Here is a 22,209-nt window from a genome sequence, read left to right as displayed (position 1 = left end):
CCAAACAAACACATAATACCATAGTATTGTAATTAAGTTAAAGTAAAACTAACTGTTTTTTATAGAAGAGTTCTGGAAGGACTCCATTTAAAAGAAGAAGTAGACAAAGAGTACGCCGTTAAATTATGAAGAAAAAAGAAATGCTTAATTTCAGAGAACCTAAGCAACAAGATCTCCACTAGCACGTTTATACTTCTAGTTTCATCCCCTTACTTGATAGATCAACCGTAAAAGTTAGCAACAATTGGGTATAGTAAAAAGGTTTTATATCTTCCCCCAAAATATAACAACCGCTCACTGATAATTAATCCATTCTTTTTAAAATACTTGTTATTGGTCATATAGATATTGATCTGAAATCGCTTGTCGAGACACTGAAAAGCCTTTATGCTTTGACAATGCCATATATAAGGAATAATTAAATCGTTTGACATTCCACTCTATACGATATTTTGTATGTGCATTTTTGTGTTCTGTTTGCAAGCTTTCCACCCAATCACGTAATTCCATATCCTTCATACCTTGCTCGATGAGAGCTTCAATAACTTGAATCAACCGCTCATCTTCATCGTCAATATAAGCATACTCAACCCAAATGCACTCTCTTACTGCACGAAGACATGCTGTAATATCATTTTTATCAAATACAGGATGTAATATTCCATTAGCTAACAGATCACTACCATGTGCAACACTATGCGCCCATCCTTTTCCTTGAATATAACCACGATAGTCACGTTCTGAAAGTAAATATTTTATACTCGCTTGAATTACTCGAGATACTAATTCAGCGGAAAGTCTTCTATCCGTTGCGTCCTTATGCAAGATAACAGCTAAAACTAGTGCTGAAAACGTTCGAGTAAACACGCTATCTCTCTTTGTCCCATCCTCTATATTTAAAAATAGATACTGTTTACTCAAACACGTCTCTATAAGATATTCCATTTGTTGTACAGTTAAGTGATCTTCCAATATTAGCTTAACAAAACTATTGTAAATAAGGTGATCCCTTATTTCAGGATTCGTGTTCCCGATATTATGAAGCATAAATTCGATTAGAATATCTAATTGCTCAGCTCGGAATTTATAAGTATCTTTATTCAAAAATTCCTGCATACCATTAATATATGTATGCATTTTCCCTCACCACCAAGTATATAATATCCACTGAACCTTCTCTTAAGTAATCACTAATACATCGAAAGTTTCACTATATATAGTCCTAATCTGCCAAAGTCTTTACTGTTCCAACCATTCTTGGGAATGTATTCTCACATCCCTTTATAAATGAACAGAATGACAACGCTACATTTAGTATCAATTGTTCATTAGTCCATTATAAAGTGAACCACCAATCAGTGAAGTTTTTCATTCTCCACACGGATCATTTCTTTAAGGGATTAACCCTAAAGTCCTTTGTATAAGATCTGACATTTACTTGCAATTGCTACACTTTATCCGCGGATTCACCTTGTAGGATGGAATCGCAGGTCTTACCTCGAGATACATGTGGGATAAAAAGTGAATCTTCAATCGGTGGGGTTTTCATTCATCCCCCGGCTTGTTAGTAGCCCAAGGGTATGACCTAAAGGCTTCTTACGAAATAGGGCATTTAGGTACTGTTTTCTCCACTTAGACTTGTTGCCGTACAAGATTATCCAACTACTGAAGTGGGAGTCCAGCACCTTATATGCAGGATAAATACAAATAAACAAGGCTACTACGTGTCGCAACCTTGTTTAAAATTTATGTATAGTTTATATGGAGTTGTAATAAATGGTGAGCCATGGAGGATTCGAACCTCCGACCCTCTGATTAAAAGTCAGATGCTCTACCGACTGAGCTAATGGCTCATATACGATGTATTCTAATTATCATGTCAATTCTAGTCCATTGCCCTGTCATATATAGCATAGAAAAGTTTTCCAAATAAAAAATGGCTGGGCCACTAGGATTCGAACCTAGGGTACACGGGATCAAAACCCGATGCCTTACCGCTTGGCTATGGCCCAACAAATGTAATGGTGGAGGGGGAGAGATTCGAACTCCCGAACCCTGAGGGAGCGGATTTACAGTCCGCCGCGTTTAGCCACTTCGCTACCCCTCCAATATTATGAACACATTCGCTAATCTTTATTCATTTTTTTAAAAAATGGTGCCGGCCAGAGGACTTGAACCCCCAACCTACTGATTACAAGTCAGTTGCTCTACCAATTGAGCTAGGCCGGCAATGGTGGAGGATGCAGGGCTCGAACCTGCGACCCCTTGCTTGTAAGGCAAGTGCTCTCCCAGCTGAGCTAATCCTCCTTGGTGACCCGTACGGGATTCGAACCCGTGTTACCGCCGTGAAAGGGCGGTGTCTTAACCGCTTGACCAACGGGCCAGGGATGTTTTGATAGGTTGTACATGTTGTACCCTTTTTCGAAACTGACGAATTTTATTATACCTAGTTCTATATCATTTGTAAAGGGAAAATGTAATTTTTTTTAATTTCTTTATTAATCGTTGTCCGAACAGCACTTTTATTGTCAAAATAGCAGATATAGCTAACGGTTTCTTTCAAAATGTGTATTAGGTTATAATATAAGCAATCAAACGTATGCAGTGAAAAATTCTCTTCATTCTACCTTGCATGCAACGAGGCATTTAAGTGTCATCCACTATTTCTTTCTGAGATACTTTACCTTACGATAACATAAGGCACTTTCATGCACGATTAAAAGAATAATGGAGGTACGTTAATGAGTAATTTAGTAGAAGGAAAAAATATTGTCATTATGGGTGTTGCCAGTGAACGTAGTATTGCCTGGGGAGTAACGACTTCATTACATAAAGCGGGTGCAAACTTAATTTTCACATACCGCCAGGAAAGATCCTACGGCAAGCTAACAAAATTGCTCGACAAGCACAATATTGAAGCAAAATTAATCATTCCCTGCGATGTAGCCAGTGATGAAAGCATTACAAACGCATTCAATAGCATAAAAGAGAAGATCGGTGTCATTCACGGAGTTGTACACTCTGTGGCATTTGCTAACCGAGAAGAACTTAAAGGAGAATATGCGAATACATCCAGAGAAGGCTTTCTCTTAGCCCATGAGATTAGCGCATTTTCTCTAGTTGCTGTTACAAAAGCGGCAAAAGAACTGATGACTGAAGGAGGCAGTATTGTCACACAAACCTATCTCGGTTCAGAGAGAGTTATCCAAAATTATAATATCATGGGTGTTGCGAAAGCTTCCCTTGAAGCAAGTGTTCGTTATTTAGCAGAAGATATGGGTAAATATGGCATACGTGTCAATGCCGTTTCTGCAGGTCCCATCCGCACATTATCCGCTAAAGGTGTTTCCGGGTTTAATGAAAAGCTGGGAGTTATAGAGAAAAAAGCACCACTGCGAAGAAATGTAGACCAAGACCAAGTTGGAGACGCAACATTATTCTTTATGAGTGAGCTATCACGTGGTGTAACGGGTGAAGTTCTACATGTTGACTCGGGATATCATATCATTGGCGGCTAATTATTATTGAAAATACAGAAGAAGTGGGGCTTGTTGACCCCGCTTCTTCTGTATTTTAATGCGTTTCATCTAGATTAACGGCTTATTTTGTAAAATATCTTATATAACTTGAATTTCCTGTAATATATAAACCAGATTTTAATTGGTACATTTTAGATCCTTTTACTTCTAATTCTTTTTTCACTGTAAATACTTCGCCTTGGTTCACAACTTCATATTTCGCATCCCAATCAGGAGCATCATATACCCAAAGACTTGAAGCAAGTACTTCTACATAGCCTGTGCTTTTTTTGGAAAAATTTGTAGAAGTCCCACTGACGATCAGTACCTGCCCTGGATAAATCGTGTCATCTGAAAGATTATTTAACCGCTTTAATTCACTAACGGTCATGTTATGCGCTTGAGCAATCCCCCATAACGTGTCTCCAGCTTTAACTGTATACGTGTTTCTTCCACCCCCAGACTGCAATCCCAAATGAGCGGCTATTGCATTTGCCAATGCTTTCCCAGTCTGATCCATAACTGAATTATTACGCATTTTCACTATATCAATGGTAGAATCCATAAAGCCTCCTTCAATTAAAATTGCAGGCATTCTGGACTCACGCACCATATGAAAGTTCGCTGATTTAATTCCTCTATCTCGTAAACCCATAGCTCCAACAATACTCGGGTGAATAGCTCTTGCTAAAGCTAAACCAGTAGACGAACCCGGATAATAATACGTCTCTGTGCCCGTCCACGCCCCCCACTGCCCTGTATTTGCATTATGATGATAAGATATCAAAATATCGGCATTTGCATTATTTGCTGCATTCGTTCTGGTTGTTAACGATACATCTGTCTCCCCAGTTGGATCATCCATTCGAATGACAGTTGCATTTGCATAACCATTTAGATAATTTATGGCAGCAGAAACTACTTTATTATTGAATGACCATTCCCTTTCTCCTTCTGGGCTTCTTTTTCCTGATGTATGCATTCCATGACCAGCGCCAATAGCTATTTTTGCCATGGTTCATTCCTCCTTTTTATAAAATATTAAAAAAACGACTTGCCCGATTGGACTAGCCGTCAGTCTACTTTATAAGATTTGTTCTTTCTAGCACTTCCTTTTGTTGCCTTCCCTTAAGCGTAATATAATTGTTTTTAAACCACGTCCAAACAGAAACCATAAACGTGATTCCATATGCTATAGCTTCATCTTGTAACACTGGAATCGGCTGTAAATCATAATTTGCTAATCCGGCATTGATCCACGCTATCGCTAAAGCTACTGTTCTAACTATCGTACCTTTATCCATGCTTCCACCCCACTTCCTTTAAACATATTGGGTAATCAAAATGAGCAGTGTAATAAAAGCAAAAAGCCACCCACCCCATAGGCGGACAGCTTCCAGTAATGTTTTTTTCCCTTCTGTTTTCGCTTCCATTCGCTCTACCTTTTCTTTAACAATCCCCAGTTCTTCCCGCAAACCATTATACTTCTTGATCATATTTCGTGTTTCTTTCATTTCATGCCGCAAATCCTTAAATTCACCTTGAATTGCTGCTATTTGTTCAAACAACTCTTTGTTTGTATACCATTGTTCACGCATGTCCAACCCCCTGTATTTATTTAAATTATCGCTCTGTAAGTCCCTTGAATAATTTTTTAATATATATCATTCTTTATACCCGAGGAATCCGAGCTAATTACAATCCCCTGTCTATAACCTCTAACTAAATTATCTTTTACAATTCCCCTTATTGACGCTCCGTAAATAAAAACACCTAATAATCTATTTGTATTTCCAAGTAAATCGTTATTTTTAATGATTAAATTTGATGATTTAGAAATAGTAATGCAGGAACCATACTGAGCACTAATATCTCCCTTCTCCCCAACTAGAGAATTACCTAACAATTTAATTCTTTCTATCCCCCGAATATACATACAAACACGGAATTCATCAAAGTAATTTTGAGAAACATTCACAACTGAACAATCTGTTAAATGAAGAGCGATATAATTTGCTTTTATAACTTTATTTTCATTTATTGATAGATTCACGCAAGAATATGCCTGCAATAATCTCCTTAAAGAGTTGCAATAGTTGTTGAATATACTTAATTCGCGAACTCTGTCAGCAAACACTATATTAGAACTGCTATCCACGTCTGTAGTCTGATAATCATAACAATCTATGAACTCATTAGAATTAATTCTTACATTTCTTATAAAACAGTCTACGTTCTCTACATTTCTTCCTTGTAAATAAATGATCCTACCTACAAATTTATTATTAAATCCTTGTATAAAATTGTTTTTAAAAACTATATTCTTGCACATTTTGGGAGTATAAGATATTTTTTCAGGGTTGGGATTTGGTAAATCATCTGTAGAGATTGTAGTAAGTGCTGAATAAACACCTAACACTCTTGCGCTAGTAGATTTATTATTTATAAATGAATTTCCTTTAATTTCTATCCCATTAGTATGATAAAAATGTAGCCAGCCAGCAGCATAAGGTGTCCCTACCGGAAGTGACACACTATCTTCCACGTAGTTATCATTGAATCTTATATTTCTATGCATAATATTTCCAACTCTAGAATGTGACCCTAAAGGATTGGGTGCAGGGTATGAAGTTTTTTTAGCCTCTATTGGTAAGAAACTACATGCTCTAACTGATATATTTTTACATCCAATTCCATCGTAGCTATCTGGATTATCTATACCTACACCTTCCGCAGTACTATGGTCTATCTGTATGGCTTCCGCGTACTCCCTACCTTCTTGAACAAACATTCCTTTAAAAGTACAGTTTATAATTTCCACATCAGAACAACCTCCTAAATCAATTGCATGCCCTCCTATTATCGCTTCATCAAAAATACAATTTTCTATTAAAACATTTTTAGCGTGATGTAGTGTTATATTTACACTAACCTTATTTTCAAAGCTTCCTTTAAATTTTAAATTTCGGATTGTAATACATTCTCCACCACTACCATAACCTTGTTTATTCTCACTTAAAGTTATAAAAGTATAATAGTTTAAACTGCTTTGACTTTTTATTATTGTTGCTCCGTCTGAATCAACTACAATATTGTCATAAAGTCTAACACTATCATTTAATAGGTAATGTGAATTGTTGTTTAGGGGTATAAATAGCACTCCTCCACCATTACTTCGTAAATAATTTACCGCTTCATTAAAAGCATTAGTATCGTCAGTTACCCCGTTCCCCATAGCTCCATAATCTAACACATTTGCAACCATTAAATTCTTATTTAGCATTTAATACCTCCTGTTTTTGGGTGTTAAAAAGACACCTCGTTTGAGATGCCTTTTATAATTGACCCTCTTTATACGCTTTAAGTGCTAAAATTCTTTCTCTAGTTTTTTTACTTGGTTAAATTATACTTTCCAATATCCTTTTCGTAACAAAAATATCAAATCTTCTGTATATAAACTTATCACCAATCGGATTCATTTTAAGACAATTCTTTACTTAAATTTTTGTTTTACTAAGTTCAATACGCGTGGAAATTCTTCACTCCCCATAAAAATTAAGTTATTTAACATGGTTTACGGTTAGTGTTTCTTAAACTTTTGTTCTGTAAACCCAGTTCTTGTATCTATACTGCAAACTTTAGAAAAACTACTGATTTACTCACTAGTCACATAGCTGTATGATAATCTGACCCCCACTTGTTAATTATGCTAAAATTAATACGTATCTTAGACTTATTTAACCGTATACCATTTACTTAGGATTCAATCATTCAGAATCCTCCTTCGTATAAATGCATCATACAGATAAGCGTAATCGTTAGCTTCTTTACCCGACCATTCCACTTCCACATCCTCCAGCGATTGTTTAACGGATTTTAAATAAACTTGACTATCCCCCCCATCAATGATTACCTTTTCTTTGTAAAATCCTTTCATTACTTGTTGAAATTCTTCAATGTCTTTAATGTCGTAGCTAGCATCGTTAATAATTGGATTACCTTCTTCGTCCTTGTTACTGTGTTCCTCTTTAAGCTGTCTTTCTTCTTTTGAGACGCGCTCAATTTCGGTAATCAATCTGTCACGTAAGCGTGTACGATGTATGGACTTTAAACCCATTAACGGCAACTTATCCAATATGTTTATACAATCTTGTAGTTTAATATTTATTATTTCTATTTTCATACTTTTTCAGCCTCCGGTAAAACCATAATTAGCTTTGTCATCTACTGTGAAGACTGTGTAAACTGTAACATTTTCTGTACGATCGTCTCTTTAATCGTATAGATATTTTTTCTGGATAAGCCCATATGCTTGCTAATCGCACTAATTGTCATACCATCTAGCATGCATTCTAAAACAACTACTTCTCTTGGTTCATCTATAGCCGGTAATCGCTCTTGGATAAATAGTACCTTTTTCTCCAGCTTAGATAACCAGTTACTTTTTCTATCCCGTCGGATAACCTCTTTTACCACTGGGTCGCTTATTACTCCTTTTGACTTTGGCAACGTAGCCTCAACTCCTGAAGCGGACACCACTTTAGTACCTATATCTTTCTCGAGCATCTGCCGCTGCCGCTTTATTTCCCTAATCATCCAGTTATAATCTTTGATTGCTCTCTCTATTTGTTCCTTGTTCATGAAAACCGGCCCCCTTGCTAAACAATTCCTCTGTATACTTACTTCTTTTAATAGGAGTCAACACGCCCGCTCTTTTGTCTCTCCGATGTTCACTAACGATCCACTTAATACATGTTTCATTACTAAGTGTAGCTTTTAAATGTCTCATCGCTTCCCTCCATTCATTCCAAAATTTAACTATAGAACATTTGTTCCTATCATACATTGCTGAAATAGAAATGTCAAATTGTGTTCTTGCTGTTTATGAAACATTTATTTGTATATTAATTTGAAAAATGATATGATTTAATTGCTAAAATAGAAAGCGGTGTTTGCTTTGAATGTAGGAACAAGAATTGTTCAATTAAGAGAAGCTAATGGTTGGAGTCAGCGTGAGCTTGCTAAACGTTTAGAGGTAAATCCTAGTGTAATGAATCGGATTGAATCAGGGGAAAGGCCTATGAAGGACCACGAGTTAAATAAGCTTGCTAATGTCTTCTATGTTACATCTGATTATTTACTTGGACGGTCTGATAATCCTAATTTAACTGAAGAAGAAGCGTTTGCATCTTTTCGTAATAATCCTTCATTAGAAAGATGGTACAAAGAATTGCCAAACAATAAAGAAGAAGATCTTAAACGATTAAAACGGATTTGGGAAGCTTTTAAAGAAGAAGACCAATAAGTATTTATTAGTGTATAGTTTATACACTATTTATTTTTAACGATAATAGAACGTACGTTCGTTTTGGGGGTATTTGATGTTTTTTTCCCGTACAGAAGATTATATTCAGCGGTTTCTCTTACAACGAAACATTCATAAACCATATGATTTAACAATCAAAAATATTGCCTCTTCTCTAGACATTCCTGTTTATTATTGGGAATATAGTAGCGAATGTGTATACGTAAATGAGAGATGTCTTATTTTTCTAAATAGCAATCGTAGTGAACAAAAGCAGTGGCAGGAGTTTGGTCATGAAATTGCTCATTTCCTGTGGCATACAGGAAGACAGGAGTTTTTACCACCTACGTTTATTGAATTACAAGAATGGCAAGCTAATTATTTCAGCTACCACCTATGTATACCTACTTTTATGTTACAACGGATCAAAACGAAAATAACGCCAAAGTATGTGATGAATTTATTTAATGTTGAATACGAGTTTGCTTGTAAGCGTTTAGAAATGTATCGAAATAAATGGCTCGCTTCTATTTAAAACGAGCCTTACATAATAGACTTACTTTTCGATTGCAGGTTGTTAATTATTACTTTCGCATTTTACCTCCCGCTCTACTTAAAGTTTGTCTTAGAGCGGAGGGCTTACTAACCAATGCGTTAATGAAAACAAACTGAGTGTAGATAATTAACCAGCTAAACTTATTCTGCATAGAAAATTTTCCGACATTGAAACAACCCAACACGAAAATTCTATTCTAGCAACAAGATTACTTTTGAGAGGCCAACTGTTTATTTCGCACTTCTTTTGCAGCTTGCACCATAACTTTTAAAGCGGCTATGGTTTCGTCTTCTTTTCGTGTTTTTAAACCACAATCTGGGTTAATCCAAAATTGGTTAGGTGCGATCGTTTGTAATGCACGCTTAATATTTTGTTTGATTTCATCAACAGATGGAATACGTGGACTATGAATATCATAAACACCTAAACCAATTTCTTTTTGGTACGTATTTTCTTCAAAGGTAGAGACCATTTCACCATGACTCCGTGACGTTTCAATTGAAATTACATCTGCATCGAGATCGTCGATACAATCAAAAATATCTTCAAAATTAGAATAGCACATATGTGTATGAATTTGTGTATCGGCTCTAGCGGTTGCCGTTGCAAGGCGAAAAGCCTGTGACGATTGTGTTAAATATTCATTCCACTTTTTTCGATCAAGTGGCAACCCTTCACGTAAAGCTGGTTCATCTACCTGAATAATGGTTATACCCTCTTCCTCTAAAGACTCTATTTCCTTTTGTAATGCTAAAGCAATTTGTTTCATAATTTCATAGCGTGGTGTTGTATTATGAACAAAAGACCAATTTAAAATGGTTACCGGCCCTGTTAGCATTCCCTTGACCGGACGTTCTGTTAACGACTGTGCATAAACACTCTCCTTCACCGTTATCGGTTTATCCCAAGACACATCTCCAAAAATCAAAGGCGGTTTAACACATCGTGAGCCATACGACTGCACCCAGCCAAACTCTGTCACAGTAAAGCCATTCAATTTTTCCCCAAAGTATTCAACCATGTCATTACGCTCAAATTCACCGTGAACGAGAACGTCGATATCGAGTTCTTCCTGAATTTTGATCCAGCGTTTCATTTGCTCCTTCACAAACTGTTCATACGCTTGATCCGTAATCTCGCCTTTTCTCCATTTGGTACGCGTTCTTCTTACTTCAGGCGTTTGCGGTAAGCTGCCAATTGTCGTTGTCGGTAGTAACGGCAATTGCAAACGTTGCTTTTGCTTTTCTATTCTTTCTGCAAATGGTATGGATCGTTGTGCATCGGCAGTTGTTAAATGAGCTACTTTTTTCCTTATTTCATCATTGGATTGATACGTCTCTATTAATTGTTTAATTGCCTCATTCGCTTGATCTAAATCAGCTTGAACGGAAACCGTACCATGATTCAGGCCTTTCGCTAATGTAACTGCTTCATCCAGTTTCTCATCAGCAAATGAAAGTCCGTCATAAATGACATTATCCAGCTTTTGTTCTAATGTTTTTGTTACCGGAACATGCAAGAGCGAACAAGATGGTTGAATGATAAGCTGATTATGATGAACAAGCTGTTTAACCACTTCCAAAATGGTGCGCTTTTCTGCTAAATTAGCTCGCCAAACATTACGTCCATCAATAATCCCGGCTGCTAACACCTTATCCTTGGGAAATCCATACGTTTTTAATAGTTCTAAAGAATCTCCGTGAACAAAATCCATGCCAATCGCTTTTACTGGAAGATTCACTATTTTTTCATAGGCAGTTATTTTTTCAAAATATGTTTGTAAAATAATCTGCGCATGAGGTACGTGTTCAGCAAAAGCCTCATACACTTTTTCAACTACTGCAATTTCTTCTTTCGATAATTGCGTTACTAAGATTGGCTCATCTATCTGAACCCAAGATGCCCCCGCTTCGACAAGTTCTTGTAAAATCTGTATATATAATGGTACAAATGTCTCCACAATCGTTGAAAACTCCTGCGGGTCATACCCCTTTGCCAGTTTTACAAATGTTACAGGTCCTAAAATCACAGGTTTTCCGTCAATACCTAGTTTATCTTTTGCTTCCTTGTAAAAGGTTAAAGCTCGATTTTCTACTAGTGAAGGTGTGACGTCATTTAATTCCGGAACGATATAATGATAGTTTGTGTTAAACCATTTCGTCATTTCTGAAGCGACAGCCCCATCTGTTCCACGTGCAATAGCAAAGTATGTGTGCACATCTACTTTTCCACCAGTATAGTTAAAACGTTTCGGTACGATTCCAAAAGTAATGGCTGTATCTAAAACATGATCATATAAGGAAAAATCATTTACCTGAATTAAATCAATTCCTTTTTCCTGCTGTTTTTTCAAATTGCGTAACCGGATTTCTGTTGTTTTTTCAATTAACTCCGTCTCAGAAATAACTCCACTCCAAAAATTTTCTAATGCTCTTTTCCACTCGCGACTTTCTCCAATTCTCGGATAACCAAGATTCGAACTCTTTATTTTTGACATATATACTCCTCCATTTTTTATATAATAGAAAATCATGAAATAAATACTATTGACATTTTCTTTCGGGTTCAGGATAGATTAATCAATTATGTCCTAACGACTATCCTTTAGATTTTGATGTATACTTATCCTCAAACCCTACGCCCTAAATTAATATGAGGATAAGCTTGCTTGCGCTCGCATGGCATTTGTTTTTTGATGAATATAGTTAACTAATTCGACGATCATATCATAGCGCATAAACGGAGTAATAAGATATATCCCGTGAAAATGTTCAAAAGCTGTATCAAGTAACTCTTTCGAAATAGCAATGCTTTCTTTTGTTGATTGCTCTCGATTTCCCTTAGCTGCTTTCATACGAGAGCGAACTTCATCCGTAAGCTTTATCCCCGGTACTTCATGATGTAAAAATTCAGCATTCTTTGTAGAGGTTAATGGCATAATTCCAATAAAAATCGGTGTCTCTATATGTGAAGTTGCTTGTTTCAAAGCAATTATTTTCTCTTTGCTATAAACAGGCTGTGTCATGATATAGTCAGCACCGCTTGCTATCTTTCTCTCCAATCTAGCAACCGACTTTTCTACATGATTCACGTTGGGATTAAAAGCCGCTCCCACTGTAAATGAGGTATGTTCTCTTAGGGAATCCCCGGAAAATGACATACCTTTATTTCCTCTTTTAATTAATTCAATTAACTTAAATGAATTAACATCAAAAACAGAAGTTGCTCCTGGAAAACTGCCAATTTTAGTTGGATCACCTGTTATAGCTAAAATTTCATGAATTCCTAAAATGTCTAATCCCATTAAATGCGACTGTAAGCCAATTAAATTACGATCTCTGCAAGATAGATGGACTAACGGTCTGATCCCCTGTTCTTTAATAATCGTTGCAACAGCTACATTACATATTCGCGGTGTAGCAAGCGAATTATCGGCAAGTGTCACTGCGTCGATTCCAGCTTTCTTTAACGCTCGTATTCCTTGATAATATTCTGTCATATCTAAATGTTTCGGAGCATCTAATTCAACGATAATGGTATGTCGTTCTTTTGCTAATTCTGCCAGCGATTTTTCTTTTCGTTTCCTTTTTAAAATTACTCTCTCTCGCTGCGGAATTTCTACCACTTTTTCTGTAATCGGGTCCGTATCTTTTAATCCTTCAGCTAATGCTTTAATATGATCAGGAGTTGTTCCGCAACACCCTCCTAATAAGCGCACCCCTTGTTCTCGCAATTGTCCGGCACACTGTTTAAAATAAGCCGGTTCATTTTTGTAATAAAGTACACCATCCCGATATGCAGGCAAGCTTGCATTTGGATATGCAGCTAAAAAGGCCTTTTTTGGTAAAGGAACTGATTGTAAGGATGTAATTATTTGTGATGGGCCAAAACGGCAATTAACACCAACAAGATCGGCACCCAAAGATTCCAGTTGCTGTAACGCTTCAGCTAACGGTGTACCATTTTCCAAAACTCCCGGAACATGCATCGACACATTTGCGATAATAGGGATTTCCGTTTCCTCCCGAGCAATTTCTAACACCATTGTTAACTCATCCAGATTATAATAGGTTTCTAAAATAAGCCCATCTATTCCTTCTAAAAGTAAACAATATAATTGTTCTCGAAAGCTTCGTTTAATTTCTTCTTTTGTTTCATTTAATGCTTGAACGCCATGAATACCGCCAATACTTCCTAAAACATATACTCCTTTTTGCCGGGCTTGCTTTGCAATTTGTACGGCTTTTTGGTTAATCTTTTTAACTTGTTCTTCTAAGCCGTATCGTGCCAATTTAATATAGTTTGCTCCATATGTGTTTGTTTGAATGACAGTTGCTCCAGCATGAATATATGCTTCATGTACCTGTTGAACTTGATCTGGATGGGTTATGTTTAATTGTTCAAAACTTTGATCGATACCATACGAATATAACATCGTTCCCATGGCACCATCTGCAATTAAAATTTGATCTTGTAACTGTTGTAATAAGCTCATGTTGGTGTCACCTCCTCCTTTGCAATTAAATATCTGCTCATAACCAGATAAGTCTTACTAGCAGTTCATGCGGGATAAAAATAGTTTTTCTAACATAGTAAAAGGCATCTTTCACCTTATTAAATAATCGAAAAGGTAAAAGATGCCTTTAGTTGTCTAATCGGCATGTGCTTTATTTAGAATTTTGCAATGAACGATTGTTATTTATATTCGCAAACCGCTTTTTCTCCGTTGTGTCAATTTGCGTAACCCTTCCATCGTGTACAGTAATGACTACAGATCCGAAATCAATTGCATCTAAGCTTTTTCTTACGTACTCCCATTGTACTTCATCCAATTTACTCATTTTCTCATCTTCCCTTCTCTTTATTGTTAAAGTACAAGCATCCAAAACACCTTTTGGGAACTTGTAAAGCAATTGTCCATGTAACGTATGGAAGAGCCGCCAATTTTAAATATTAAAAAACCTCTTCCTATTGACAAATAAGAAGAGGTAGATTATTTAAGTTAACGCTCTTCTTATCTTTCAGGCATAATGCTTGCTGGAATTGGCACAGTACTTTAACAAAGTCTGTTGCCGAGGTTTCACTGGGCCAGTCCCTCCACCTCTCTGGATAAGAAATCATGTGATATTAAATTTGTTTAATACTTTACACCGAAAGTGTATTATTGTCAATCTTTTATTTATAATTTTGTGTAAATATAACACAAATCGATTTTACACATACAGTATAGAACGCTGTTGAGGATTGTCCATCGTCGTTAAATAGGGGTTTTCCAGCTTAAACTTATTCCCATCAGCTGACGAACATACCTATACAAATAATCGTACACTTCTATGATCCCCCCCGACGCTACCCGCAAATGGGCTTCATATTTTAGATTTTTTCCCACATTATAAAATTATTATTAGATGATAAATAAATTTAACTATCGTATAATGACCCTATGAAGTGCGCGTTGGCAATTGATTTGGTTTGTTCTTCACAAGCACCATAAAAGAAAAGCCCTTTTTCATTTATCCTTGGCTCTTTGGGGCTGTATGAATGAGAATTAAAATTTTATTAGGGAGCAGGTGAGGGGTTTTGTCTACGGAAAAAGTCTTGTCGTTAAAAAATTTATCCATGAGTTATGGAAGCAAAAATGTATTAAATGAAATTAATCTCGATGTATATCCAGGACAAATCATTGGATATATTGGGCCTAATGGTGCCGGAAAAAGTACCACCCTTAAAATTATGCTCGGATTAGTGGAAGAATATAGTGGTATGGTAGAAATCTTTGGCGAAGATATTGCAACAAGTGATTATTCCTATAAGCGTAAAATTGGTTATGTTCCAGAAAATGCAGAGATTTATGATAATCTGACAGCAAATGAATATTTAACATTTATTGGAGAGCTTTACGGCATGGAGCAAAACGAAGCAGCAAACAAGGCAGAAAGTCTGATGCAACAATTTGGCATGGAAGATGTTCTACATACACGTATTTCTTCCTTTTCAAAAGGGATGCGGCAAAAAGTGTTAATTATTTCCAGTCTCTTACATAATCCGGATTTAATTTTTCTTGATGAACCATTAAGTGGACTAGATGCCAATAGCGTAATGATTATAAAAGATATCTTAGAGCAGCTTGTCGCACATGGAAAAACGATTTTTTATTCTTCGCATATTATGGATGTTGTCGAAAAAATCAGCAATCGTATTGTGTTACTTGTAGACGGTAAAATTGCCGCTGATGGGACATTTGAAGAGTTACAAGAACAAAATAAGCAAGGTTCCTTGGAAGGAATTTTCAACCAATTAACTGGTTTTGATGAGCACAAACATACAGCAGAAGAATTTGTTCGCATTGTGACAAATGGTGATGCCAATGATTAATTTTTCGTTAAAAATACTTGATTTGCTTCAGCCGCTTTTTCGTATGCTTCGAATGGATTACCCAATGATGCGCAAAATACTTGAGGTCAAGCTAACAATGGACGGACGTCGAACACCGACTGTTTTTGCTTCTAACGTATCTAATAAAAGGAAATACGGGAATCAGTTTGTAAAATCGTTATTTATTTATGTATTATACGGCTTAATCCTCATTCCTTTTATATTTTTTGGAGAGAATTATATCTTTCAAATCAGTATTATATTCGGTGTCTCTATGTTTATCCTAATGACGTCTATGGTTTCAGATTTCTCATCGGTACTTTTAGATGTTCGCGATAAAACCGTCCTTCACACTAAACCAATTCATACAAGAACGATAAGTGCTGCTAAAATTGTTCATGTTGCGATCTATATGAGCATGCTCACAGGAGCATTTATCGGAATTCCTTCCATCGTTATGTTAGGAGTTCAAGGTATCAGTTATTTTCTGCTTTTTTTAGCAGAAATCGTTTTATTAATTTTGTTCATCATGACCATTACAGCATTAGTATATATTTTTATATTACGATTTTTCAGTGGTGAAAAGCTAAAAGATATGATTAATTATGTCCAAATTCTGCTGTCTATAGGAATCGTTATTGGTTATCAAATTGTCATTCGCTCCTTTGAAATGGTTGATTTTAATTATGTTTATGATTTTAGCTGGTGGCATATATTTATTCCGCCTATGTGGTTCGGTGCACCTTTTGAATTATTTTTAAATGGGAACACCTCCTATGGAATGATTATCCTTTCTTCACTGGCAGTAATTGGTCCCATCATTTCCATTGGTTTATATTATAAATTAATGCCGGCCTTCGAGCGCAATTTACAGAAGCTAATGGAAAGCACCGAGAAATCTAAACAGAAGCGTAGGAGGATTCATACTGTATTGGAGCGTCTCTTTTGCAGGAGCAAAGAAGAACGACAATTTTTCCGATTCTCATCAATTATTATGGCTCGAGAACGGGAATTCAAGCTGAAGGTATACCCCACATTAGGATTATCACTTATTTTTCCGTTCATTTTCCATTTTAATTATTTGGGTGAAAACTCTTTTGAACAATTCTCAAATAGTAATATGCATTTCACGATTTATTTTTGTAATATTATGATCGGCGTTGTTGTAATGATGCTACGTTATTCAAGCAAATATAAGGGAGCATGGATTTTTCAAACAGCACCAATTGAAAATCATTCGGCTATTTATAGCGGAACCTTAAAAGCGTTCATCATAAAATTATATTTGCCACTTTATACCTTATTAGCGGTTATTTTTATTTTTCTGTTCTCTGCACGAATTATCCCAGATCTTGTAGTTGTCTTTATGACAGGTGTTCTGCTTACTTTAATTAGCTATAAAGTTGTTAATAATGGGAAGTATCCATTTTCAGAAGCCTTTGAATCTGCACAGCAAGGCGGTACTACCATGAAAACATTCTTGCTCATGTTTGCAGTTGGCTTGTTTTTCTTAGCACATCAATTTTTCAGCAAGATAGACTTTGGAGTGTATATGTATCTCGTAAGTTTAATGCTTGCAACCGTCATCTCATGGAGAGTGGTATTTAAGGTGAAATAGAAGAGAGGTATAAAGCGGTACAAATTATCCAACACTTAAAGTGGGAGTCTTACAGCAACTTATATGCCCAAATAAAATAATTTAGTAAAACCCCCATCTACTAAACGAGGATGGGGGAAAATACGATAGAAAGCACCAAACCATAGCTTGCGATAGGGGGAGTATTTCGACGCCCTTTTTGTCGTATATAAGAATTTGTGGTAAGACTGGAGGGATATAATAGACTTGAATCAAAGATGTGACTAATATGCCCCTTGATAGTATGAAGTAATATTCAAATCAAATCCTCTATTGGTAATAAAAGCAATGATTTATTAACATACCCCATTTTTCAATTAATAAGTATTCCAATTAAGAAAACAGTTCTCACATAAGCAATAAAGCATCGGCATCCAATATGTCAATTCGTTTTTGACTTTTTTTCTTAATGTAGCCTTTTCTTTCTAACTCCTTTAAAACTCTGCTTATCGTTTCAGGTGTTGTCCCGAGATAAGAGGCTAAATCTTTATAATTCATAGGTAGCACTACTTGCTGATTTCGTTCATCCATATTCTCAACAAGGAAAAGACCCAATCTCGTGTCAACAGACTTTGTTGCAAAACGTGTTGTTTGCATCTCCGATTGCTCCAGTCGGTTAGCAAATTCTTCTAGAATTTTTAAAGAGATGGACGGGTATTTTAATAATAAATTTTGCATAGCTTTACGACTAATCATGCAAACTTTTGCTAATGACATCGCTTCAGCATAAGCCTCATGTACTGTATCTTTGAAAATGGCTAATTCACCTGTAAAATCTCCTGGATGTAATATTCGAACAAGCTGCTCTTTCCCTTCATCTGAAAGACGATAAATTTTTATCTTTCCTATATGAGTGATATACAACCATTCAGCTTTATCGCCTGCACGGTAAATAATTTCTCCACGCTTGAAAGTAACTGCATGAACTGATTGCATAATTTCATCCATTTGCGGTTTATCTAAATGATTAAAAATAGGTACAACCGATACACAATAGTGGTCTGAATTATTTTTACAGGCTTCTTTAAAATTTGTTTCGTCCTTTGAACGCATCATATCTCCCCATTCCTGGATAAAGTGAACTTCAATCAGTGGGGGTTTTTGTGTATCTCCCACTGATTGTTAGATGAACGAATCGTTTATTTAGGTGCTGTTATTGTCCAATTAGACTTGATGCAGTACAGTTTATCCAACTCCTGAAGTGGGAGACTTACAGCACCTTATATACGGGAAAAATCATCAACACTAAAACACTTTCTGGTGCTCTATAAATGCTTGGCAATAATCGTTACCTTCTCATCTTTGTAGCTGAAATTTCGTTGCTTGTTTTTTTAGTTGACTCATTCCAGATTTAAATCGAATGAGACGCATTCCATTTAATATGACTAATAATACACTAGCTTCATGAATAAACATACCTGAAGCTAAATGAACAGAACCATTCAATACTCCTAAAAGCAAGAGAAAAACTGTACCAATTGCAATCCATGTGTTCTGCTTCATATTCCGGATGGTTGCTTTTGCTAGCGCATAAGCGTGGGAAAATTGCGTTAGTTTATCTGCCATAAGTACGACATCTGCCGTTTCCATGGAAATATCTGTTCCCCCATCGCCCATGGCTAATCCAATGTCTGCTGTCGCAATAGCCGGCGCATCATTAATTCCATCTCCCGCCATCGCAACCGTATGACCAGCATGTTTTAATTGTTTTATATAGTTTACCTTATCTTCAGGTAACAATTCTGCATGAAAGCTATCCAAATTTAATTTTCTGGCTACAAGGGCAGCTGTATGCCTATTATCGCCTGTTAGCATGATCATCTGCTTAATACCATCATTTCTCATTTTTTGTAATGCCATATAGGCATCTTCTCTAACTTGATCTGCTATGGAGATAGTACCTGCTATTTTTCCATTGATAGCAGTAAAAACAACCGTATTTCCTTTCTTTTCTTGACCTTCTTTATATAAAAGCATAGCTTCATTCAAGATGATGTCTTCTTCTCTCATAAGACTTTCATTTCCAATGCTCACTTCCCAGCCTTCTACTACTACCTTAATCCCTTTTCCTTTTATAATCTCCCCATTTCCTACATGTTCGTTGATCAGTAAGTTTCGAGAAATTGCCTCCTTAACGATCGTTTTCCCGAGGTGGTGTTCGGAGATCAATTCCGCTTTAGCGATGATCTGTAGTAATTTATCTTCTTGGAATTGTGGATCCCATACTTTCATTGCAGTTACTTCCGGTTTCCCCTTGGTTAATGTCCCAGTCTTGTCAAAAACGACCGTATCTACTTTGGACAACCGGTCCATTACTTCCCCACCCTTAATGAGTACACCATGTTTTGCCCCGTTTCCAATTCCGGTTACATTTGATACTGGAGCACCGATAACAAGAGCACCTGGACAGGCAATCACCAAAAACGTAATCGCCATATGAAGATCTTGCAACAAGATGTAAACGATAGCTGACAAAACAACTACTGCTGGTGTATAAATGTGCGAAAACTTGTTTAAAAATTTCTCTGTTTGTGATTTAGAATCCTGCGCTTCTTCAACTAATTCAATAATTTTTGCAAAGGTGGTATCATCACCCACTTTTTCAGCAATCATTTCAATATAACCTTGATCAACAATCGTTCCAGAAAATACATCATCATTTACTTTCTTTGCGGCAGGTATCGACTCGCCAGTTACTGTTGCTTCATTAATGGAGGCGCTTCCTGTTATTATTTTTCCATCTACTGGGATTTTACCACCTGAATGAATGAGCACGCGCTCGCCAACTGCTACTTCTTCAACTGGAATTTTCATAGTCGTCCCATTACGAATAACATGAGCTTCTTGAGGAGCCATATCCATTAATTCTCTTAACGATGATCTCGTTCGCTCAAGTGTACGTGCTTCCAAATAATCACCAAATAAAAACAAAAAAGCGACGACAGACGATTCAATAAATTCCTGAATGAATAGCGCACCAGTTATAGCAATCGTGACTAATAATTCAATACTAAATACCTTCATTCGCAACGCTTGATAAGCTTTAATGAATATTGGTATCCCTGCAATAACCGTCGCAAAGATTAAAAAACTATTCTTGATCATTTGTTCACCAAATATACCTAAAAATATGCCAAGAGCGATAAAAGTAAAAGATATAGCCGTTAGAAGCTGTTTATATTTTTGAATAATAGCAACCACTTTCCTCATCCCCTTCAAGAAATAGTACAACTGTCTACTTTTATTCTAATCGCTCTCATCCTTTATGTAATTGACCTCCATCAAGTTCATAGTGTTTTTCCTGTAATAAGATGAACTCAAAAGTAACAAAAAGATTGTTTTTTCGATGTCACCGATGATCAGAATACTTCTCAAGGTTGTATCTAGAAAGGTGCTTAAGAGACTTAGGCATCCATAAAGCGAATTTTCAATCAATTGGTTTTCCTTCATCCCCACTGATTGTTAGTACCATAATGGTATGACCTAAAGGCCTCTAAACGAATCGGGCATTTAGATGCTGTTATCTCCCACTTAGAACTTTTGTTGCTGTACAGATTATTCAACTCCTGAGTGGGGGTCTTACAGCAACTTAAATACGGGATAAATTTTTATATTAAGATAATATCTAACTCTAATATCCAAATGTCAACTTGTAGAAAAGCTTAGAAACCCTTATGGAAGGGTTTCTAATTACTTTAACATACTATGCAATTTTTTTAGATAAAACAGAATACCCTAATTTTGTGATCGCTTCTTCTAATTGTTCTATGTTTGCCTTAGCGTCATCAAATTCCACTTTTGCTTTGCTTGCATTGAAAAGAACTTTTACCGTTTGAACACCTGTCACTTTTCCTAATGCTGTTTCTATTTTTCTAATACATGACGGGCAAGTCAATGGCTCTAATTGTATAATTGCTTTTGCCATAATTACAACCTCCTTATTTATGATCCACTTCTATTTTATTTGAATCCATAAAGAAAGTAATTGACGTATATCAAGTTTAGATATAGTTTTGCTTTATAATTAAAATAATGCATTAGCTGTGAGCGGATAAATAAAGTTAATCTTCAATCAGTGGAGGTTTTCCTCTCATCTCCCGCTTATTGTTAGTATCGTAATGATATGACCTAACATCTTCTAAAGGAAATGGGCATTTAGGTGCTGTTATCTATCACTTAGACTTGTTGTAGTATGGATTCTCCAGTTCTTGAAGCGGGAGTCTTACGGCAACTTATATGCGAGATTAAAAGGAAAAATGTTATACTTATAGGAGGAGTTGATTTTTTCATGGAAAAGTTTACAGTTTGTGAATGGATGAAAGCTAACGGATTAACTGAAGATGAAATCAATTTTATTGAAACAATAATAACTTCTACTGCTATGCAAGAAAGTGGTTTAGTTAGCAACAAAAATATCAATTCTAAGGTTAATTTACTTTTTCCAAACAGAAAATTTTACTTGAATGAAAAAATAAATTATGAGATACTTTCATATTTTTTAACAGAGAATGAAATATCTATAGATTTAAAGGAATTGTTAAACAGATATTATTCTCAAGGAATTTGTAAAGAACACTGTAAAAAATTATTAGCAAAGGTTTAATCATGAAATCTAAAAGGCCTGATCCTAGAGCATAATGCGGAACAGATCTGAAAACTGCTAAATAAAATAATGTGGCCTAATTTTATGGGCATCAATTACATAATCAGGAGCTTTCTGTTTCCCACGCTGCGCAAGCTCAACGGACTAAAGGCGTATTCAATATAAAACCTTTTGAATGCGAACTTATTTTTATCAAATTACAGTGGAAAAGATTAG

20 protein-coding genes, 6 tRNA genes and 1 riboswitch are annotated in these 22,209 nt (G+C 36.0%); of the genes, 6 read left to right on the top strand and 20 right to left on the bottom strand.

Annotated elements, in window-relative coordinates; translation table 11 throughout:
* Positions 1-330 precede the first annotated feature (330 nt).
* From KBP50_RS01685 to KBP50_RS01655, 7 genes are all read right to left on the bottom strand, one after another.
* Positions 331-1,137 carry a DUF2785 domain-containing protein gene (locus tag KBP50_RS01685; protein WP_050349701.1) on the bottom strand — a complete coding sequence of 269 codons (807 nt, stop codon included), beginning with the start codon at positions 1,135-1,137 and terminating at the stop codon, positions 331-333.
* A gap of 640 nt (positions 1,138-1,777) precedes the next feature.
* Positions 1,778-1,853, bottom strand: a tRNA-Lys gene (locus tag KBP50_RS01680).
* An 84-nt stretch (positions 1,854-1,937) separates the two neighbouring features.
* Positions 1,938-2,012: transfer RNA gene (locus tag KBP50_RS01675), tRNA-Gln, on the bottom strand.
* A 10-nt stretch (positions 2,013-2,022) separates the two neighbouring features.
* A tRNA-Tyr gene (locus tag KBP50_RS01670) sits at positions 2,023-2,107 on the bottom strand.
* Between the two features lie 46 nt (positions 2,108-2,153).
* Positions 2,154-2,229 (bottom strand) — tRNA-Thr (locus KBP50_RS01665).
* Positions 2,230-2,231: 2 nt separating this feature from the next.
* Positions 2,232-2,307: transfer RNA gene (locus KBP50_RS01660), tRNA-Val, on the bottom strand.
* Position 2,308: 1 nt separating this feature from the next.
* Positions 2,309-2,383: transfer RNA gene (locus KBP50_RS01655), tRNA-Glu, on the bottom strand.
* Between the two features lie 358 nt (positions 2,384-2,741).
* Between KBP50_RS01655 and fabI the strand changes: the two genes are divergently transcribed.
* Entirely contained in the window at positions 2,742-3,518 is a 777-nt protein-coding gene (gene fabI, locus KBP50_RS01650; RefSeq protein WP_050349700.1) for an enoyl-ACP reductase FabI, read from the top strand.
* An 82-nt stretch (positions 3,519-3,600) separates the two neighbouring features.
* Here fabI and KBP50_RS22385 read toward each other — a convergent pair whose 3' ends face one another.
* From KBP50_RS22385 to KBP50_RS01615, 7 genes are all read right to left on the bottom strand, one after another.
* On the bottom strand, positions 3,601-4,533 hold the full coding sequence (locus tag KBP50_RS22385) for an N-acetylmuramoyl-L-alanine amidase family protein (RefSeq protein WP_050349699.1): 933 nt from the start codon (positions 4,531-4,533) through the stop codon (positions 3,601-3,603).
* Positions 4,534-4,597: 64 nt separating this feature from the next.
* Positions 4,598-4,822: a phage holin gene (locus KBP50_RS01640; RefSeq protein WP_050349698.1), complete on the bottom strand. Its 225-nt coding sequence runs from the start codon at positions 4,820-4,822 to the stop codon at positions 4,598-4,600.
* Between the two features lie 18 nt (positions 4,823-4,840).
* On the bottom strand, positions 4,841-5,116 hold the full coding sequence (locus KBP50_RS01635) for a hypothetical protein (protein WP_050349697.1): 276 nt from the start codon (positions 5,114-5,116) through the stop codon (positions 4,841-4,843).
* Positions 5,117-5,172: 56 nt separating this feature from the next.
* A complete protein-coding gene (locus KBP50_RS01630) occupies positions 5,173-6,801 on the bottom strand; it encodes a glycosyl hydrolase family 28-related protein (protein WP_050349696.1) in 1,629 nt (542 codons plus the stop codon).
* 480 nt (positions 6,802-7,281) lie between these two features.
* Entirely contained in the window at positions 7,282-7,701 is a 420-nt protein-coding gene (locus KBP50_RS01625; protein ID WP_050349695.1) for a DUF1617 family protein, read from the bottom strand.
* Positions 7,702-7,742: 41 nt separating this feature from the next.
* Entirely contained in the window at positions 7,743-8,159 is a 417-nt protein-coding gene (locus KBP50_RS01620; protein ID WP_050349694.1) for a LuxR C-terminal-related transcriptional regulator, read from the bottom strand.
* On the bottom strand, positions 8,119-8,307 hold the full coding sequence (locus KBP50_RS01615) for a hypothetical protein (protein WP_050349693.1): 189 nt from the start codon (positions 8,305-8,307) through the stop codon (positions 8,119-8,121). The genes KBP50_RS01620 and KBP50_RS01615 overlap by 41 nt, the downstream gene beginning before the upstream one ends.
* Before the next feature lie 159 nt (positions 8,308-8,466).
* Between KBP50_RS01615 and KBP50_RS01610 the strand changes: the two genes are divergently transcribed.
* Positions 8,467-8,823: a helix-turn-helix domain-containing protein gene (locus tag KBP50_RS01610; protein ID WP_236691342.1), complete on the top strand. Its 357-nt coding sequence runs from the start codon at positions 8,467-8,469 to the stop codon at positions 8,821-8,823.
* Positions 8,824-8,899: 76 nt separating this feature from the next.
* On the top strand, positions 8,900-9,358 hold the full coding sequence (locus KBP50_RS01605) for an ImmA/IrrE family metallo-endopeptidase (protein WP_050349691.1): 459 nt from the start codon (positions 8,900-8,902) through the stop codon (positions 9,356-9,358).
* Between the two features lie 229 nt (positions 9,359-9,587).
* Here KBP50_RS01605 and metE read toward each other — a convergent pair whose 3' ends face one another.
* From metE to KBP50_RS01590, 3 genes are all read right to left on the bottom strand, one after another.
* Entirely contained in the window at positions 9,588-11,876 is a 2,289-nt protein-coding gene (metE, locus tag KBP50_RS01600) for a 5-methyltetrahydropteroyltriglutamate--homocysteine S-methyltransferase (RefSeq protein ID WP_050349690.1), read from the bottom strand.
* A 150-nt stretch (positions 11,877-12,026) separates the two neighbouring features.
* Positions 12,027-13,874, bottom strand: coding sequence for a bifunctional homocysteine S-methyltransferase/methylenetetrahydrofolate reductase (locus KBP50_RS01595; RefSeq protein ID WP_050349689.1), 1,848 nt, complete (start codon positions 13,872-13,874; stop codon positions 12,027-12,029).
* A gap of 172 nt (positions 13,875-14,046) precedes the next feature.
* Positions 14,047-14,220: a YezD family protein gene (locus tag KBP50_RS01590; RefSeq protein WP_072741588.1), complete on the bottom strand. Its 174-nt coding sequence runs from the start codon at positions 14,218-14,220 to the stop codon at positions 14,047-14,049.
* Between the two features lie 170 nt (positions 14,221-14,390).
* Positions 14,391-14,495: riboswitch (SAM riboswitch) on the bottom strand.
* 503 nt (positions 14,496-14,998) lie between these two features.
* Here KBP50_RS01590 and KBP50_RS01585 point away from each other — a divergent pair.
* Together KBP50_RS01585 and KBP50_RS01580 are read left to right on the top strand one after the other, a co-directional pair.
* Entirely contained in the window at positions 14,999-15,754 is a 756-nt protein-coding gene (locus tag KBP50_RS01585; RefSeq protein ID WP_050350024.1) for an ABC transporter ATP-binding protein, read from the top strand.
* Entirely contained in the window at positions 15,741-17,372 is a 1,632-nt protein-coding gene (locus tag KBP50_RS01580; protein ID WP_244969444.1) for a hypothetical protein, read from the top strand. The genes KBP50_RS01585 and KBP50_RS01580 overlap by 14 nt, the downstream gene beginning before the upstream one ends.
* A 366-nt stretch (positions 17,373-17,738) precedes the next feature.
* Here KBP50_RS01580 and KBP50_RS01575 read toward each other — a convergent pair whose 3' ends face one another.
* The 3 genes from KBP50_RS01575 to KBP50_RS01565 all read right to left on the bottom strand — a co-directional run bounded on the left by KBP50_RS01575 (position 17,739) and on the right by KBP50_RS01565 (position 21,315).
* Positions 17,739-18,446 (bottom strand): Crp/Fnr family transcriptional regulator, encoded by a 708-nt coding sequence (locus tag KBP50_RS01575; RefSeq protein ID WP_128743235.1) that lies wholly within the window; start codon positions 18,444-18,446, stop codon positions 17,739-17,741.
* A gap of 240 nt (positions 18,447-18,686) precedes the next feature.
* A complete protein-coding gene (locus KBP50_RS01570; protein WP_050349686.1) occupies positions 18,687-20,591 on the bottom strand; it encodes a heavy metal translocating P-type ATPase in 1,905 nt (634 codons plus the stop codon).
* Between the two features lie 502 nt (positions 20,592-21,093).
* A complete protein-coding gene (locus KBP50_RS01565) occupies positions 21,094-21,315 on the bottom strand; it encodes a heavy-metal-associated domain-containing protein (protein WP_050349685.1) in 222 nt (73 codons plus the stop codon).
* Positions 21,316-21,678: 363 nt separating this feature from the next.
* Between KBP50_RS01565 and KBP50_RS01560 the strand changes: the two genes are divergently transcribed.
* Positions 21,679-21,993: a hypothetical protein gene (locus KBP50_RS01560; RefSeq protein WP_072741585.1), complete on the top strand. Its 315-nt coding sequence runs from the start codon at positions 21,679-21,681 to the stop codon at positions 21,991-21,993.
* The last annotated feature ends 216 nt before the right edge of the window (positions 21,994-22,209 follow it).

Origin of the sequence: Virgibacillus pantothenticus, from assembly GCF_018075365.1 — a bacterium.
Lineage (GTDB): Bacteria > Bacillota > Bacilli > Bacillales > Amphibacillaceae > Virgibacillus > Virgibacillus pantothenticus.
The sequence above is the reverse complement of the archived record's forward strand: the minus strand, read 5'-3'. Positions and strand labels throughout refer to the sequence as shown.